The organism is Gordonia sihwensis NBRC 108236 (genome assembly GCF_000333035.1).
Lineage (GTDB): Bacteria > Actinomycetota > Actinomycetes > Mycobacteriales > Mycobacteriaceae > Gordonia > Gordonia sihwensis.
On sequence record NZ_BANU01000044.1, the window covers coordinates 1 to 16,131 of the forward strand.

Below are 16,131 nucleotides of genomic sequence, written 5' to 3' on the forward strand. Positions count from 1 at the left end.
CAACTTGTTGGGCCCCGATCAGACACCGTCTGATCGGGGCTCAACCCATTTCCCGGGACGTGCCCCCCGGCGAGTGCCGTCTGGATACGGCGCGCCTGACAGACCGCGAACGCACCCGCTTCAGACTGGCTTCAGGCTGGTTGAGCGAGCGAAGCGAGTCGAAACCACCACACGACGGCAGAGTCGTCTCGATACGGCGTGCTCGCTACGCTCACCCGCCTACTCGACAAACCTCGAGGGACCGTCTTTTCCAGTCCGGTCGAGCGCGCACCCCCTTCAGGCTGGTTGAGCGAGCGAAGCGAGTCGAAACCACCACACGACGGGAGAGTGGTCTCGATACGCCGTGCTCGCTACGCTCACCCGCCTACTCGACAAACCTCCGGGGGAGCCGGCGATTCCAGGCCGGCTGAGCGCGCACCCCTCTTAGGCTGGTTGAGCGAGCGAAGCGAGTCGAAACCACCACACGACGGGCAGAGTGGTCTCGATACGCCGTGCTCGCTACGCTCGCTCGCCTACTCGACAAACCTCGGGCGACGTTCTTTCCGGGTTGGTTGAGCGCGCACCCCTCTTTGGCTTGTTGAGCGAGCGAAGCGAGTCGAAACCACGACACGGCAGGAGAGTGGTCTCGATACGGCGTGCTCGCTACGCTCGCTCGCCTACTCGACAAACCTCGGGCGACGTTCTTTCCAGGTTGGTTGAGCGCGCACCCCTCTTAGGCTGGTTGAGCGAGCGGAGCGAGTCGAAACCACCGCACGGGGGTGCACATTGGTCTCGATACGCCTACTCGACGAACCTCGGGACGAGGGGCAGGTTGAGCGAGCGGAGGGTGTCGAAACGGCTCGTGACTCGATACGGCTCGGCAAGGCTGTTCGGGTGCGTCGGGGGTCTCCACTACACTCGCTGAGGTGCGTCTTGTGATTGCCGATTGCCAGGTCGACTATGTTGGTCGGCTCACCGCCCATCTGCCGATGTCGAAGCGGCTGATCTTGATCAAGTCCGACGGGTCGGTCAGCATTCACGCCGACGACCGAGCCTACAAGCCGTTGAACTGGATGAGCCCGCCGTGCTGGCTCGTCGAGGAGCCGGCGGCAGACGGATCCGACGGTATCGACTCGGTCTGGGTGGTCGAGAACAAGGCGGGGGAGCAGCTGCGGATCAGCATCGCGGCATTCCATCACGACAGCAGCCACGAACTCGGGCTCGACCCGGGACTGGTGAAGGACGGTGTGGAGGCACACCTCCAGGAACTGCTGGCCGAGCACATCGAGACGCTCGGTGCCGGCTACACGCTCATCCGTCGCGAGTACATGACCGCGATCGGGCCGGTGGACATCCTCTGCCGAGACGCGGATGGCCACACCGTCGCTGTGGAGATCAAGCGACGCGGCGAGATCGACGGTGTGGAGCAGCTGACGCGGTATCTGGATCTGCTCAACCGCGATGCGACGATCGCACCGGTCAGCGGAGTGTTCGCGGCACAGGCGATCAAGCCTCAGGCCAAGACTCTGGCCAACGATCGGGGGATCCGGTGCGTGACGCTCGACTACGACAAGCTGCGCGGCACCGAGGACAACGAGTTCAAGCTGTTCTGACGGTCAGGCCGTGACCTGATCGCCCTTCGGTGAGTCCTCCTTACGCGCCGGACCGCCGTAGCGCTCGTCACCGTGATCGTCGTCGTATTCCGCGTCGACGGCGTCGAGCACATCGGTCTTCTCGGCCGGCGGGGTGGAGGCGTCGTCCTGCGGGGTGAATCGATCCCTCCCGAGCAGCGTGCGGTTGAGGAGTTCGAGGTCGTCGGTCTCGGTGAGAGAGACCAGATCCCGCTCCTCGTCCGACAGTTCGAGGGCGCCGGGGAGGTTGGTGATGTGCTCGCGGAGAGCGTCGAGGTGGTCGAGGATCTGCTTGTGTGCATCGTGGGCCGATTCCGCCAGCTCACGAGAGCGTGCGAGGCGGTTCATCGCGACGTTGTGCGCGGCCCCGCGCAGGCGTGCGGCGTCCTCCTCGGCGGCGGCGATGATCTCCCGGGCCCGTTCCCGTGCGGCCTCGAGATCCCGCTTGGACTGTGCTTCGCGTTCCCGCGCGGCCTCGTCGATCTCGGCGGCTCGCTCCTCGGCTTCGGTGATCTTCGCGTCGGCGTGCTCCTGCGCGAGTTCCTTGGTCCGGGTGGCGGCCGCTGCCGCGGACGCACGGATGTCCTCGGCCTCCTGGCGGGCGACGGACAGCGTCTCGTCGGCCTCGTCCTTGGCGTTGGCACGGACTTCGCTGGCCTCGTCGGTGGCCAACTGCAGCATGCGGGAGACGCGCTCGGTCATCCCCGCGACCGTCGTCGGCGGGACGGAGAGAGTGTTCACCTCGTCCTGGAGCTCGCGGATGCGGTGTCGGGCGTCGTCGAGATGCGCCTGGAGTTCGTCCGCGCTGGCATGAGCGGAGTCACGATCGGCGGCCATCATGCGCAATTCGGCTTCGAGCCGCCGAAGGTGATCGGTGACCTGGTCGCGGTCGTATCCGCGCATCACGATGGGGAAGGGGCTCTGACGATGTCCAGGGGCTGACATGATGCCAGTCTAGGTCCGATCGGCGTCCGAATTCAGTATCGAATGCGGGGTGTTGCGAGCGAGCTTGCACAGCGCGGGCGGCCGGCACGGGGCCGGCCACCCGCTCGGCGACGAGAATGCGGTCGTGATCAGTGACCGACGGCCGGTTCCACCAGCTCGAGGAGAACCCCGCCCGCGTCCTTCGGATGGACGAAGTTGATGCGCGAGTCGGCGGTTCCGCGCTTGGGCTGCGGGTAGAGCAGTCGCACTCCCGCCGAGGTCAGACGCTTGGCGACCTCGTCCAGGTCGGTGACGCGGACGGCCATCTGCTGCATTCCCGGTCCGTTGCGGTCGATGAACTTGGCGATGGTCGACTCCTCGTTGAGCGGCATGAGGAGCTGGATCAAGGTGTCGCCGTTCTCGGGGCCGATCATCGCTTCGCGGACGCCCTGCTCTTCGTTCACCTCCTCGTGCTGGTTCGCGAAGCCGAAGTTGTCGAGCCACCAGGCGGCCGCGGCGTCGAGATCCGGGACCGCGAGGCCGACATGGTCGATCGCTGTCACGAGATCGCCGATCGAGGTCAGAGGGCCTCCGTTGGTGGTGTTTGTCACGTCGTTCGATGGGGAGTTGGTCATGCCATAACGGTAGCGTTGTTTGCAGACGGGGTCGCCATCGCGGCTGCCCCGAGCAGTACCGCAGCTACGGCGTGTGCCGCCGTGACGACCGCTGCCCCCACCGCCAAGGAGCTGATACATGTCCGACAACACCACAGTGATCGTTTCCGGCGCGCGCACCGCTCAGGGACGCCTGCAGGGATCGCTGAAGAACTTCTCCGCCGTCGATCTCGGCGCGGTCGCGGTTAAGGGCGCGCTCGAGCGCGGCAACGTGGACCCGTCGCATGTCCAGTACGTGATCATGGGACAGGTCCTCACCGCAGGAGCCGGCCAGATGCCGGCCCGGCAGACCGCAGTCAAGGCGGGCATCGGCTGGGACGTCCCGGCGCTCTCGATCAACAAGATGTGCCTGTCGGGAATCGACGCCATCGCGCTCGCCGATCAGCTGATCCGCGCGGGCGAGTTCGACTGCGTGGTCGCCGGCGGCCAGGAGTCGATGACCCAGGCCCCGCATGTGCTGCCCGGCAGTCGCTCGGGATTCAAGTACGGCAACACCGAACTGGTCGACCACATGGCGTTCGACGGACTGCACGACGTCTTCACCGATCAGCCGATGGGTGCGCTGACCGAGCAGGGCAACGACACCGACGGCTTCAGCCGTGAGGAGCAGGACGCCTTCGCCGCGCGCAGCCACCGGCTGGCCGCTGAGGCGATCGCCAAGGGCGTCTTCGCCGACGAGATCGTTCCGGTCGAGATCCCGCAGCGCAAGGGTGACCCGATCCTGTTCAACGAGGACGAGGGTGTGCGCGCCGACACCACCGTGGAGACCCTCGCGGGTCTGCGTCCGGCGTTCCGCAAGGGTGGCACGATCACGGCGGGCAACTCCTCGCAGATCTCCGACGGAGCCGCGGCCGTGGTCGTGATGAGCAAGGCGAAGGCCGAGGAGCTCGGACTCGAATGGATCGCCGAGATCGGCGCCCACGGTGTGGTCGCCGGCCCGGACTCGTCGCTGCAGCAGCAGCCCGCCAACGCGATCGTCAAGGCCTGCGAGCGCGAGGGCATCACCCCCGCCGATCTCGACCTGATCGAGATCAACGAGGCCTTCGCGGCCGTCGGCCTGGCGTCGACCCGCGCGCTGGGCGTCGACCCGGAGAAGGTCAACGTCAACGGCGGCGGAATCGCCCTCGGTCACCCGATCGGTACCTCGGGCGCACGCATCACGCTTCACTTGGCTCTCGAGCTCGCCCGTCGCGGCGGCGGGGTCGGCGTGGCGGCGCTGTGCGGCGCCGGCGGCCAGGGCGATGCGCTCATCGTCCGAGTCCCGAAGGCGTGAGTGGGATGGGCAACGTGTTCGACGTCTCGACCCCGGCCAAGCGTTTCCGGCTGATCGCCGTCATCGAGGCGATCACCTGGGGTCTGCTCTTGATCAGCATGGGGGTCAAGTACGGAGCCGGAATCGATGCGGCGACGATGGTCCCCGGCGCGCTCCACGGCGTGGCGTTCGTCGTCTACCTGATCATCACCGTGCTCACCGCGCGGTCGTTGAAGTGGAACCTCAAGGTTCTGGCGCTGGCACTCGTCGCCTCGATCCCGCCGTTCTTCACGGTGTGGTTCGAGCAGTGGGCCAGTAAGAACGGTCATCTGGGCGAACTGTCCGACTCGACGTTCAGCGAGTCCGCCGATCGTGACACACTGAAGGTGTGACCAGACCTTCTCGACGCAATGAACCGGCGAACGCCGCCATCGCGATGGCGGGTGCCGTAGATCTGTCAGTTCTCAAGGAGCGGGCCGAGGCGCAGCGAGCAGCTGCGTCCCGGCCCGCTTCCGACTCTCGCCCCGGCGCCGTCGTCCTCGATGTGACCGAACTCGACTTCGAGACGGAGATCGTCGAACGCTCCACCCGGCAGCTGGTGGTGGTGGACCTGTGGGCCTCGTGGTCGGAACCGAGCACGCAGCTGTCCCCGGTGCTGGCGCGCCTGGCCGAGGCAGCCGGCGGCCGGTGGGCACTCGCGCGGGTCGATGTCGACACGAACCCGCGGATCGCACAGGCCTTCGGTGCTCAGTCGGTGCCGACGGTGATCGCCCTGATCGGCGGTCGGCCGGTCGCGATGTTCGAGGGGCCGCAGCCGGAGGAGCAGATCCGTGGATGGATCGACGAGATCTTCGCGAAGGCCGGACATCTGCTTCCGGAGACCCCGGCGACGGCAGCCGACGACGAGCCCGAGCAGGATCCGCGCATGGCGGCCGCCGAGGAGTTGATGAACTCCGGCGACCTCGACGGGGCGCTGGCCGCCTATCGCGCGATCGCCGAACTCGATCCGGACAACGTCGAGGCGAAGTCCGTGGTCCGCAACCTCGAGTTCGTCACCCGCGCGCAGGCCCACGACCCCGAGATCGTCAACACCGCCGCGCCCGGAGACGTGGACGCTCAGCTCGCCGCAGCCGACGTGCTGCTGCTCGGTCAGCGGCCGGAGGCCGCGTTCGATCGGATCATCGAGCTGGTCAAGGTGACGCGCGACGACGACCGCACCCGGGCGCGCGCCCGGCTCCTCGAGCTGTTCGAGCTCTTCGACCCCGCCGAGCCCTTCGTCACGGCAGCGCGCCGGAAGCTGGCGACAGCGCTGTACTGACACAGCGCTGTACTGACGCCTCCGACCGTCTGCCGGCCACCGGCAGGGTCAGCGGCCCGGTGTGAAGAAGACCGCGGCGGAAGCGGGGAGGGTGATGGCCGCGCTGTAGGGACGGCCGTGGCTCGGCTCGTCGACCGCGACGATCCGGCCCAGGTTGCCCACCCCGTGACCGCCGTACTCCCGCGCGGCGGTGTTGAGGATCTCGCGCCACGGCCCGGCGAGCGGGAAGCCCAACCGGTAGCCGTCGAGATCGCGGTCGGAGAAGTTGAAGACGCAGGCGACGATGCCACCCCCGGTGGCCGCCCCGTCGCCGGCCAGCCGCAAGAAGCCGATGACGGTGTTGGCGGTGTCGCGGGCGTCGAGCCAGGCGAAGCCGCGGGCGTCGCAGTCCATTCGGTGCAGCGCCGGCAGTTCGGCGTGCAGGTGGGCCAGGTCGCGGGCCGCGAGCGCGATGCCGCGGTGGACCGAGGCGTTCGACCCGTCCGGATCGAGCAGGTTCCAGTCGAGCCCGCGGTCGTCGGCCCACTCTCGGGTCTGCCCGAACTCCTGCCCCATGAACAGCAGCTTCTTGCCGGGATGGGCCCATTGGAAGGCCAGGGCGAGCCGCACCCCCGCCGCAGCGTCGGCTGAGACGGGCATTCTCGTGACGAGGGTGCCCTTGCCGTGGACCACCTCGTCATGACTGATCGGTAGGACGTAGCGCTCGGCGGTGGCGTGCGTGAGGCCGAACGCGACACGTTCGTGCAGCTCCGCACGCCGCCGCGGCGGGAGCGAGAGGAACGACAGCAGATCGTTCATCCAGCCGAGATTCCACTTGAAGTCGAAGCCCAGCCCGCCGCGGTCGGTGGAGACGGTCACCCCAGGCCACGCCGTCGACTCCTCGGCGATCATCACGGCACCCGGACACGCCTCGTGGACGGCGTCGTTGAGGCGCCGCAGGAAGTCGACGGCCTCGTCGTTCTCGTGTGTCCCGCGCGCATTCGGCCGCCATTGGCCCGGGCCGCGCGAGTAGTCGAGGTACAGCATGGACGCGACCGCGTCGACGCGCAGCCCGTCGAGATGGAACTCCGAACACCAGTAGACGGCGCTCGCGATCAGGAAGTCGCGGACCTCGGGCCGACCGAGGTTGAACGCGTACGTGCCCCAGTCCGGCTGGTCCCGCCGCAGCGGATCGGCGTGCTCGTAGAGGGGAGTGCCGTCGAACTCGCCGAGCGCGAAGGCGTCCTTGGGGAAGTGCGCCGGAACCCAGTCGAGGAGTACCGCGATCCCTTTCGAGTGCAGGTGGTCGACGAAGAAGCGGAAGTCGTCGGCGGTGCCCCACCGGCTGGAGCAGGCGAAGTACGAGCCGACCTGATAGCCCCACGATCCCCCGTAGGGATGCTCGGTGATCGGCATCAGCTGTACGTGCGTGAAGCCGCGGTCGGCGGCGTACTCAGCCAGCTGGACAGCGGCCTCGCGATAACTCAGGCCCGAGCGCCACGACCCCAGGTGGACCTCGTAGATCGACATCGGCTCGCGCTCGGGGCGCCGGTCGGCGCGCGCGGCCATCCACTTCTCGTCGTTCCAGACGAACGACGACGGACCGGCGATCACCGACGCCGTCTCGGGCGGTCGCTGAGCCGCACGGGCGAGCGGATCGGCCTTGTCGCGTGTCAGTCCGTCGGCTCCGACCACGCGGTACTTGTACGCCATTCCCGGCCGCGCGCCGTCGACCGTGGCGGTCCAGACGCCGTGCGGTCCGCGCTCCATCGGGTGGTCGGTGCCCGCCCATCGGTCGAAGTCGCCGAAGACGGTGACCGATCGCGCATTGGGCGCCCACACGGCGAATTCGGTGTCCGCGACGCGGGGCCGGGCGCCGAGCCGCTGCCACAGCGGGTCCGTCACGATCGCCCCGTCACTTCTTCGCGGCACCCGTCGTCAAGCGGGTGAGCGCGGCTCGGACGGCATCGCGGTCGGTGGTCCGCCAGAACGGCGGAAGCCCGGCCAGGAGGTAGCCCGCATACCGCGCCGTCGCCAGACGTGAGTCGAGCACGGCGACCACGCCGCGGTCGTCGGTGGCGCGGAGGAGCCGGCCCGCGCCCTGGGCGAGGAGCAGTGCCGCGTGGTTCGCCGAGACGGTCAGGAAGCCGTTGCCGCCGCGCGCGTCCACATCGCGCTGGCGCGCCGACAGGAGCGGGTCGTCGGGCCTGGGGAAGGGGATCCGATCGATCATCACCAACCGCAACGAGGGACCCGGGACGTCGACGCCCTGCCACAGCGACAGAGTGCCGAACAGGCAGGTGGCCTCGTCGGCGGCGAATCTCTCGATCAGTGCCGACGTCGCATCGTCGCCCTGGCACAGGATCGGGAACCCGACTCGGTCGCGGAGCTTCTCCGCGGCCTCCTTGGCGGCCCGCATCGACGAGAACAGGCCGAGGGTACGACCGCCCGCAGCGTTCATCAGATCGACCATCTCGTCCAGCGTCGACTCCGCGATGCCGTCACGGCCGGGCGCCCGCAGGTGCTTGCCGACGTAGAGAATCGCGGCGCGCTGGTAGTCGAAGGGGCTGCCGGCGTCCATGCCGCGCCATCCCGCGGCCTCCACGTCCTTGCCACCGTGGGCGGGCAGCCCCCAGGTGCGTGCGAGGGCGTCGAAGTTGCCACCGATGGTCAGGGTCGCGGACGTGAGGATCACAGTCGAGTCGGTGAACAGCGAGGTGCGCAGCAGCCCGGCCACCGACAACGGCGCTATCCGCAGCGTCGGGCGGACGGTTCCGCGGATCCGGTCGGCGGACAGCCAGACGACGTCGTGCCTCTTGGTGATGTCGGTCTCGGCGAAGACCGTCAGCACTCGCACCACCGAATCGTGCAGCGAGTCGGTGGCCGACAGCGCCATCTGCCTGGCGGCCGCAGCCTCCGGATCGGTGCCTGCCGACGGCGCCGGACCGACCGCGTTCCGCGCGTTCCAGAGGCGGTCGCGCAGCGATGCGAGGACCTCGGGTGCGCCGCTCGGGAGTCGGGTCCACTCGCCCTGCGGTGAGTCCTCCAGCAGCAACTCCAGCTGTTCGCCCGCGCCGACCAGCGCGTCGGCGCTCTCGTCGTCGATCAACTTGCCGAGCCGGCGGGCGACCTGCGAGACGCTCGCGGCCGAGATCTCCTCGGTGGTGACGGAGGTGATCCGGTCCACCAGTTCGTGGGCCTCGTCGATGACCACCACGCGGTGCTCGGGAAGGATGGTCGCCGGACTCATCGCGTCGATGGCGAGCATCGCGTGGTTGGTGACCACGACGTCGGAGGCGCCGGCCTTCTTCCGTGCCAGTTCGGCGAAGCAGTCATCGCTGTAGGGGCAGTTCGACGCCCCGAGACATTCGCGCGAGGAGACGCTCACCTGGCGCCACGACTGGTCGCTGACGCCGGGGGAGAGATCGTCGCGGTCTCCGGTCTCGGTGTCGGAGGTCCACTCGCGCAACCGCGTCACCTCGCGGCCCATGCGGGACAGGTCGAAGGCGTCGAACAGCTCGGCGTTCGGATCCTCGTCGGCCACTCCCGAGTGGATCTTGTTGAGGCACAGGTAGTTGGCGCGACCCTTCAGGATCGCGAACGACGGTTCGCGGCCCAGCGGCTTCGTGAGCGCGCCCGCGAGACGCGGTAGGTCACGTTCGGTCAGCTGGCGCTGGAGGGCGATGGTGGCCGTCGAGACGACGACGGTCTCGTCGGTGTCGACGGCGTGCCGGAGCGCGGGGACCAGGTAGGCCAGCGACTTTCCGGTGCCGGTACCGGCTTGGACCGCGAGGTGATGGTCGTTCTCGATCGCCTCGCCGACGGCCTCGGCCATCGCCAGCTGACCGTCGCGCCGGGCTCCGCCGAGGGATTCGACGGCGGTGGCCAGGAGGTCGGCGACATCGGGGACGCTCACTCGGCCGCGTCGTCTTCGTGAGGGGCACCGGTGTGCACGAGGGTGCCCACCAGCTCGACTCTCGCGTCGCGCATGACGTCGAACGCGGTCGCGGTGGTGGTCTCGGCGACGGCCGCGGTGAAGTCCAGCAGCACACGTGTGGCGAAGCCGGCCGCGGCGGCGTCGACCGCGGTCGCGCGAACACAATGGTCGGTGGCGATGCCGACGACGTCCACCTCGGAGACGTCGCGCGCGGTGAGCCAGTCGGCCAGGCCGTTTCCGTGTTCGTCGCGGCCCTCGAAGCCCGAGTACGCGGCGTCGAACTCGCCCTTGGAGAAGACCGCCTGCACGGGGCCGGTGCGGAAGGCCGGATGGAACTCGGCGCCGGGCGTGCCCACCACGCAGTGCGGTGGCCACGAGTCGACGAAGTCGGGGGTCTCGGAGAAGTGCCCCCCGGGGTCGACGTGGTAGTCGCGGGTGGCCGCCACCACCGGATACGAGCCGGTGATCGCGTTGATCGCGGCGGCGACCGCACCGCCGCCGGCCACCGCGAGGGAGCCGCCCTCGCAGAAGTCGTTCTGGACGTCGACGACGATCAGCGCACGATTCCGCGGTGGGGTCTCCTCGGTCATCGACTCTCCGGTTCGGTCAGGTAGCGGGTGGGGACTGCGGGGTCGCCGTGGCTGAGCCCGAGACCCTCCCACGGGAGGGTGACGAGCCCGTGCGCGAGATGCCCGCGGGACTGCTCCAGTGTAGGCAGCCCGGAAACTCGGTCGCCGCCGCGGACCAGTGGAATCTGGAGTTCGGCCACGTCCAGGCCTCCGGTGCCCGGGATCGCCTGATCCGCGGGCGCGTCGGCACGCAACAGGATCTCTTCGACGATGGTTCCGGACGCGCGGGCTGCGCGAACGGCGCGCTTGCGTCCGCCGTGGCTCTCCTTGTGGCTCGACCGCTTCGCGACCGGGACGCCGTCCACCTCGACCAGTTTGTAGACCATGCCCGCAGTCGGTGAACCGCTGCCGGTCACCAGCGAGGTTCCGACGCCGTAGATGTCGACGGGTTCGGCGCGCAGCGAGGCGATGGCGTACTCGTCGAGATCGCCGGAGACGACGATCTTGGTGCCGGTGGCGCCGAGCTCGTCGAGCTGCCTGCGTACCTGGCGGGCGAGGACGCCCAGATCCCCCGAGTCGATCCGGACCGCTCCGAGCGAGGTGCCTGCGACCTCGATCGCGTTCTTGACACCGGTGGTGATGTCGTAGGTGTCCACGAGCAGGGTGGTCCCGACGCCGAGCGCCTCGACCTGCGCGGCGAAGGCGGCCCGCTCGTCGCTGCCGTCGGGATGCGCGAACGAGAGCGTGAACGCGTGCGCCGCGGTTCCCGCACTCGGCACGCGGTAGGTGCGAGCGGCCTCGAGATTGCTGGTCGCGTCGACTCCCGCGAGATATGCGGCGCGCGCTGAGGCGACCGCCGCGCGCTCGTGCGTGCGGCGTCCGCCCATCTCGATGATCGGGCGGCCCGCGGCAGCGCTCACCATACGCGCCGCCGCGGAGGCGATCGCGCTGTCGTGATTGAGGATCGAGAGGATCAGCGTCTCCAGCACCACAGCTTCGGCGAAGCCGCCGCGCACGGTCAGGATGGGCGAGCCGGGGAAGTAGAGCTCGCCCTCGCGGTACCCGTCGATCTCTCCGCGGAAGCGGTAGTCGGAGAGCCATGCCAGGGTGTCCTGGTCGACCACGGTCCGGAGCGAGTCGATCTCCTCCGGACCGAATCGGAAGCGTTCGAGGGCGTCGAGCAGACGTCCGGTGCCCGCGACGACTCCGTAGCGTCGGCCGTCGGGGAGGCGGCGGGCGAAGACCTCGAACACGCAGCTGCGCTGCGCCGTCCCGGCCCTCAGGGCGGCCGACAGCATGGTCAGCTCGTATTGATCGGTCAGCAGCGCGGTACTGGTCACCTTCGCTACCCTATTACTCATGGCGCGCGATGAGGCGACACCAGGTACGAGCACCGGTACCGCGGTGGCAGAACCAGAGGTGACTCACGACCGCCCCTGGGTGACGCTGGTGTGGGACGACCCGGTCAATCTCATGAACTACGTCGCCTATGTCTTTCAGCGGATCTTCGGTTATTCGGAGGAGAAGGCCAAGGCGCTGATGATGCAGGTGCACACCGAGGGGAAGGCCGTGGTCTCCAGCGGCGACCGCGTGAAGGTGGAGGCCGACGTCCGCAAACTGCATGCGGCCGGCCTGTGGGCGACCATGCAGCACGACTCCTGATGCGGACCTGGCGCAGAACCGGTGCGGGCGAGGACGTCCGCATCTGCTCCAACCTCGAGAACTACGAATGCCAACTGCTGGCGTCGATGGTCGAGTCCATCACCGATCTGCTCAACGAGCGTGCCGAGTCGGCTCCGCGCGACGAACTGTCGGAGCTGACGGGGATCCAGACGGGGCACACCCGCGCACCGGACGATGTCACGCTGGGACGGCTGCTGCCCGATTTCCATCGACCCGACCAGGAGCCGGAACTCGCGGCCGGACCGATCGCCGCGGACCTCAACGGGGGACTGCGCAGCGTCAACGAACCGCAGATCATCGACGCGAAACTCGCCGCGGCACGCACAGTTCTCGAAACACTGCCGAGCGGCGGCGGGGACGTCTCGCTGACCGAGTCCCAGGCCGACCGCTGGCTGACGGCGCTCACCGACATCCGACTGGCACTGGGCGCGATGCTCGGGATCACCGATGAGCCCTCGAAGCTGCCGCCCGACCATCCGCACGCCGCACACCAGGACGTCTACGACTGGCTGTCGGTGGTGCAGGGGCTGCTGGTCGAAGCACTGATGTCGGCGGAGTGGACGCAGCCGGAGGACCCGTCGCAAGGGGAGTGGGGGCACGACGGATGGTGACCGAGCCGAAGTCGTCTGTGTCGCGCCCGGGCAACCGGATCACGGATGTCGCCGGAATCGCGGTGGGCCATCACCACCGACTCGACGACGAGGTGGTGCTCGCGAGTGTCGCTGAACCCGGCAGCGGGTGGGCGACCGGGACCACGGTCATCACCCTGCCGCGCGGGTGCGCGACGGCGGTGGACGTGCGCGGCGGCGGTCCTGGGACGCGCGAGACCGACCTGCTCGATCCGGTCAACACGGTCCGCGGCGCCGACGCGATCGTGCTCTCCGGTGGCAGCGCCTATGGTCTTGCCGCGGCCGACGGGGTGATGCGGGGACTCGAGGAGGCCGGGGTCGGACTGCCGATGGACGGTCAGGGGCACGTGGTGCCCATCGTGCCGGCCGCGGTCATCTTCGACCTCCCGGTCGGCCGGTGGGAGAACCGTCCGACCGCCGAGTTCGGTGCGCGGGCGCTCGCCGACGCCAGGACCGATTTCGCGATCGGATCGGTCGGGGCCGGGACCGGGGCGCGCGCCGGCGCACTCAAGGGCGGCGTGGGCACCGCGTCGATCACGTTCTCCGACGGTCCGGCTCGCGGATTGACGATCGGCGCTCTCGTCGTGGCCAATCCGGTCGGCGGTGTCGTCGATCCGTCGACAGGGCTGCCGTGGGGTGCCGACGACCTCGAACTGCACCGTCTGCGCGCGCCGAAGCAACTCGAGATCAAGAGGCTCGCCGAGCTCACCGCAAAGGGCACGGTACTGAACACGACGATCGGGGTGGTCGCGACGGATGCCACGCTGTCGGTGGCGAGCACCCGGCGTCTGGCGATGTCCGGTCACGACGGACTCGCGCGGGCGGTCCGTCCCGCGCATTCACCGCTCGACGGCGACACCCTGTTCGCCGTCGCCACCGGCGAGAAGGCCGCCGATCCGGACACCGCTGTCGACGTTCCGCCGGGGATGGACCCGGACACCGCGATCGTCGCGGCACTGGCCGACGCATCGGCGACGGTGGTGCAGCGGGCGATCGTCTCGGCGGTGGTCGCCGCGACCGGCGTCGCCGGGATTCCGGCATACCGCGACGTGCTGTTCTCCGCCTTCGGCGACGCATGAGCGGCGGGATCGCGTCGCCGTCCGACCCTCGTCTTCCGAAGCCGCGTCGGTCGCCGATGCCCAAGTGGGAGCGGTCGGGCATCACGATGGGCGTCATCGCCGTCGTGCTGCTGGTGGTCGAGGCGATCGACATGGCGACCGGTGGGGACCTCGACGAGTACGGCATCGTGCCGCGACGGCTGTCCGGACTCGACGGGATCATCTGGGCGCCGCTGCTGCACTCGGACTTCGCTCACCTGATCGGCAACCTGATCCCGGGCGTGGTGCTCGGCTTCCTGCTGCTGATGTCGGGACGCTTCCTGTGGGTGACGGCGATCGTATGGGTCATCAGCGGTCTGGGAGTGTGGCTCACCGCCCCGACCGGCTCGGTGACGATCGGCGCATCGGGGATCGTCTTCGGGTGGCTGGCGTATCTGCTGGTCCGCGGTCTCTTCAACCGCGACGTGTGGCAGGTGCTCGGCGGGGTGGTCCTATTGGCGGTCTACGGTGGGATCCTGTGGGGCGTGCTGCCGCACGGAGGTGGAGTGTCGTGGCAGGGACACCTGTTCGGCGCTGTCGGCGGCGTGCTGGCGGCGTGGATGCTCAGTGACCGACGCGATCCGGGCAGCTCCGAGCCCCGACGACCAGAACTCAAGGGAGGCCCCCGATAACCGAGCTGCAAACCGGTCCCATCGGCATCTTCGACTCGGGCGTCGGCGGGCTCACCGTCGCGCGCGCGATCATCGATCAGCTGCCCGATGAGGATGTCATCTACATCGGCGACACCGCGAACGGGCCGTACGGGCCGTTGACCATTCCGGAGATCCGCAGGCATGCGCTGGCCATCGGTGACGAATTGGTGCACCGTGGGGTCAAGGCGATCGTCATCGCCTGCAACACCGCGTCGGCGGCCTGTCTGCGCGATGCGCGTGAACGCTATGCCCCCATTCCCGTCATCGAGGTGATCCTGCCCGCCGTGCGGCGCGCGGTGGTCGCGACCAAGACCGGTCGGATCGGCGTCATCGGCACGGAGGCGACCATCGCGTCGCGCGCGTATCAGGACTCGTTCGCCGCGGCACGCGATGTGGAGATCACGGCCGTCGCCTGCCCGAGGTTCGTCGACTTCGTGGAGCGGGGGATCACCAGCGGACGCCAGATCCTGGGTCTCGCCGAGGGCTACCTCGAGCCGCTGCAGGAGGCCGGCGTCGACACTCTGGTCCTGGGGTGCACCCACTATCCGCTGCTGTCGGGTGTGGTGCAGTTGGTGATGGGCGATCAGGTGACGCTCGTGTCGAGCGCCGAGGAGACGGCGAAGGACACTGTCCGCGTCCTGACCGAGCGCGACGCCCTGCATCCGCACTCGAATCGCGTGGCCCGGCGTCATTTCTCCGCGACCGGCGATCCGGACTCGTTCCGCAAGCTCTCGACCCGGTTCTTGGGACCTTCGGTGGGCCACGTAGAGCATTTCTGACCACTCCCGTGTGGCGTTCGGCACGGTCGATGCAGTGCCAACTCACCGGTCACAGGAGGGCGGATTGATGCCGGATTTCCGGAGCGGCATGGCAGAGTGTGTCCCATGCGTTTGACGGTGCTCGGGTGTTCAGGGAGTGTGAACGGCCCTGGTGCACCGTGCTCCGGATACCTGGTTCAGGCCGACGGACACCCGCCGGTCTTGATCGATTGCGGACACGGTGTCTTCGGTGAACTGCAGCAACACGCGGATCCGAACCAGGTCGCCGTCCTGCTCAGTCATCTGCACGCAGACCACTGCATGGATCTGCCCGCAATGCTGGTGTGGCGTCGGTGGGCGCCGACTCCGGCCACCGAACGTTCGCTCCTGTACGGGCCGGAGGGCACGGCGCTGCGCGTCGGTGCCGGGGCGTCGGAGTACCCGGGCGAGGTGGACGACCTGTCGGACACCTACGACGTGCGCGAGTGGGTCGACCGCGAAGCCGTCGAGATCCACGGCCTCCACATCGAGCCGTACAAGGTGAACCATCCGCCGAGCACCTTCGGGTTGCGGATCGTCGGCCCCGACGGCGAGGTGCTCGCCTACAGCGGCGACACCGGCGTGTGCGAGGAGGTGGTCGATCTCGCGCGCGACGCCGACCTGTTCCTGTGCGAGGCATCGTGGACGCACGAGCCCGGCGTCCGGCCCGAGGGGCTGCATCTCTCCGGGGTCGAAGCCGGACAGGTGGCCGCCCGCGCATCGGTCCGCTCGCTCGCCCTGACTCACGTGGTCCCGTGGGCCGACTCCGCCGCCATCCTCGACGAGGCGTCGGGCGAGTATGCGGGACCGCTGCAACTCGTCCACCAGGGTCAGGTCATCGAGGTCCGTAAGCCGGTCGCATAGATCGCCTCGCTGGTTGAGCCGCGACGGTCGCTGCCGGTCTGCCCGTTCTTGTATCCGCGCAGCTCGACGACGGACGCGCGCTCCCAGCCCGCGCGTTCGTCGCGGAGTTGCGCGGATGTGCTGCGCGCTGCCCGGCACCTCCTCG

General features: G+C 68.8%; 16 protein-coding genes. 10 read left to right on the forward strand and 6 right to left on the reverse strand.

All coding sequences use genetic code 11. The features are described from left to right. Positions 1-905: 905 nt before the first annotated feature. Entirely contained in the window at positions 906-1,592 is a 687-nt protein-coding gene (gene nucS / locus GSI01S_RS18640; protein WP_039868169.1) for an endonuclease NucS, read from the forward strand. Positions 1,593-1,595: 3 nt separating this feature from the next. Here the strand turns inward: nucS and GSI01S_RS18645 are convergent, their stop codons facing one another. Beyond that, a complete protein-coding gene (locus GSI01S_RS18645) occupies positions 1,596-2,555 on the reverse strand; it encodes a coiled-coil domain-containing protein (RefSeq protein ID WP_006898212.1) in 960 nt (319 codons plus the stop codon). A gap of 128 nt (positions 2,556-2,683) precedes the next feature. Continuing rightward, entirely contained in the window at positions 2,684-3,169 is a 486-nt protein-coding gene (mce, locus tag GSI01S_RS18650) for a methylmalonyl-CoA epimerase (RefSeq protein ID WP_039868171.1), read from the reverse strand. Between the two features lie 118 nt (positions 3,170-3,287). Between mce and GSI01S_RS18655 the strand changes: the two genes are divergently transcribed. Genes GSI01S_RS18655 through GSI01S_RS18665 form a run of 3 tightly spaced genes read left to right on the forward strand, consistent with a single transcriptional unit; the run spans position 3,288 to position 5,778 of the window. After that, positions 3,288-4,481 carry an acetyl-CoA C-acetyltransferase gene (locus tag GSI01S_RS18655; protein WP_006898214.1) on the forward strand — a complete coding sequence of 398 codons (1,194 nt, stop codon included), beginning with the start codon at positions 3,288-3,290 and terminating at the stop codon, positions 4,479-4,481. 5 nt (positions 4,482-4,486) lie between these two features. Beyond that, positions 4,487-4,852, forward strand: a complete 366-nt coding sequence (locus tag GSI01S_RS18660) for a DUF3817 domain-containing protein (RefSeq protein ID WP_006898215.1) — start codon at positions 4,487-4,489, stop codon at positions 4,850-4,852. A 44-nt stretch (positions 4,853-4,896) separates the two neighbouring features. Continuing rightward, positions 4,897-5,778 carry a tetratricopeptide repeat protein gene (locus tag GSI01S_RS18665; RefSeq protein ID WP_006898216.1) on the forward strand — a complete coding sequence of 294 codons (882 nt, stop codon included), beginning with the start codon at positions 4,897-4,899 and terminating at the stop codon, positions 5,776-5,778. 48 nt (positions 5,779-5,826) lie between these two features. Here the strand turns inward: GSI01S_RS18665 and glgB are convergent, their stop codons facing one another. Genes glgB through GSI01S_RS18685 form a run of 4 tightly spaced genes read right to left on the reverse strand, consistent with a single transcriptional unit; the run spans position 5,827 to position 11,603 of the window. Next, positions 5,827-7,662, reverse strand: a complete 1,836-nt coding sequence (glgB, locus tag GSI01S_RS18670) for a 1,4-alpha-glucan branching protein GlgB (protein ID WP_006898217.1) — start codon at positions 7,660-7,662, stop codon at positions 5,827-5,829. 10 nt (positions 7,663-7,672) lie between these two features. After that, positions 7,673-9,673: an ATP-dependent DNA helicase gene (locus GSI01S_RS18675; protein ID WP_006898218.1), complete on the reverse strand. Its 2,001-nt coding sequence runs from the start codon at positions 9,671-9,673 to the stop codon at positions 7,673-7,675. After that, entirely contained in the window at positions 9,670-10,284 is a 615-nt protein-coding gene (locus tag GSI01S_RS18680) for an isochorismatase family protein (protein ID WP_006898219.1), read from the reverse strand. The genes GSI01S_RS18675 and GSI01S_RS18680 overlap by 4 nt, the downstream gene beginning before the upstream one ends. Beyond that, positions 10,281-11,603, reverse strand: a complete 1,323-nt coding sequence (locus tag GSI01S_RS18685) for a nicotinate phosphoribosyltransferase (RefSeq protein ID WP_006898220.1) — start codon at positions 11,601-11,603, stop codon at positions 10,281-10,283. The genes GSI01S_RS18680 and GSI01S_RS18685 overlap by 4 nt, the downstream gene beginning before the upstream one ends. Positions 11,604-11,622: 19 nt before the next feature. Between GSI01S_RS18685 and clpS the strand changes: the two genes are divergently transcribed. The 6 genes from clpS (at position 11,623) to GSI01S_RS18715 (ending at position 15,986) form a co-directional block, all read left to right on the forward strand. Then, positions 11,623-11,925, forward strand: a complete 303-nt coding sequence (gene clpS / locus GSI01S_RS18690; protein WP_081598161.1) for an ATP-dependent Clp protease adapter ClpS — start codon at positions 11,623-11,625, stop codon at positions 11,923-11,925. Then, positions 11,925-12,557, forward strand: coding sequence for an oxidative stress transcriptional regulator AosR (aosR, locus tag GSI01S_RS18695; RefSeq protein ID WP_006898222.1), 633 nt, complete (start codon positions 11,925-11,927; stop codon positions 12,555-12,557). The genes clpS and aosR overlap by 1 nt, the downstream gene beginning before the upstream one ends. Then, complete coding sequence (locus GSI01S_RS18700) at positions 12,551-13,654, forward strand: P1 family peptidase (RefSeq protein WP_006898223.1); 1,104 nt, start codon at positions 12,551-12,553, stop codon at positions 13,652-13,654. Before aosR ends, GSI01S_RS18700 begins: the two co-directional genes overlap by 7 nt. A 56-nt stretch (positions 13,655-13,710) precedes the next feature. Next, entirely contained in the window at positions 13,711-14,304 is a 594-nt protein-coding gene (locus GSI01S_RS18705) for a rhomboid family intramembrane serine protease (protein WP_006898224.1), read from the forward strand. Next, on the forward strand, positions 14,301-15,104 hold the full coding sequence (murI, locus tag GSI01S_RS18710) for a glutamate racemase (protein ID WP_045536770.1): 804 nt from the start codon (positions 14,301-14,303) through the stop codon (positions 15,102-15,104). Before GSI01S_RS18705 ends, murI begins: the two co-directional genes overlap by 4 nt. A 105-nt stretch (positions 15,105-15,209) precedes the next feature. After that, positions 15,210-15,986 (forward strand): cyclic nucleotide-degrading phosphodiesterase, encoded by a 777-nt coding sequence (locus tag GSI01S_RS18715; protein ID WP_006898226.1) that lies wholly within the window; start codon positions 15,210-15,212, stop codon positions 15,984-15,986. The last annotated feature ends 145 nt before the right edge of the window (positions 15,987-16,131 follow it).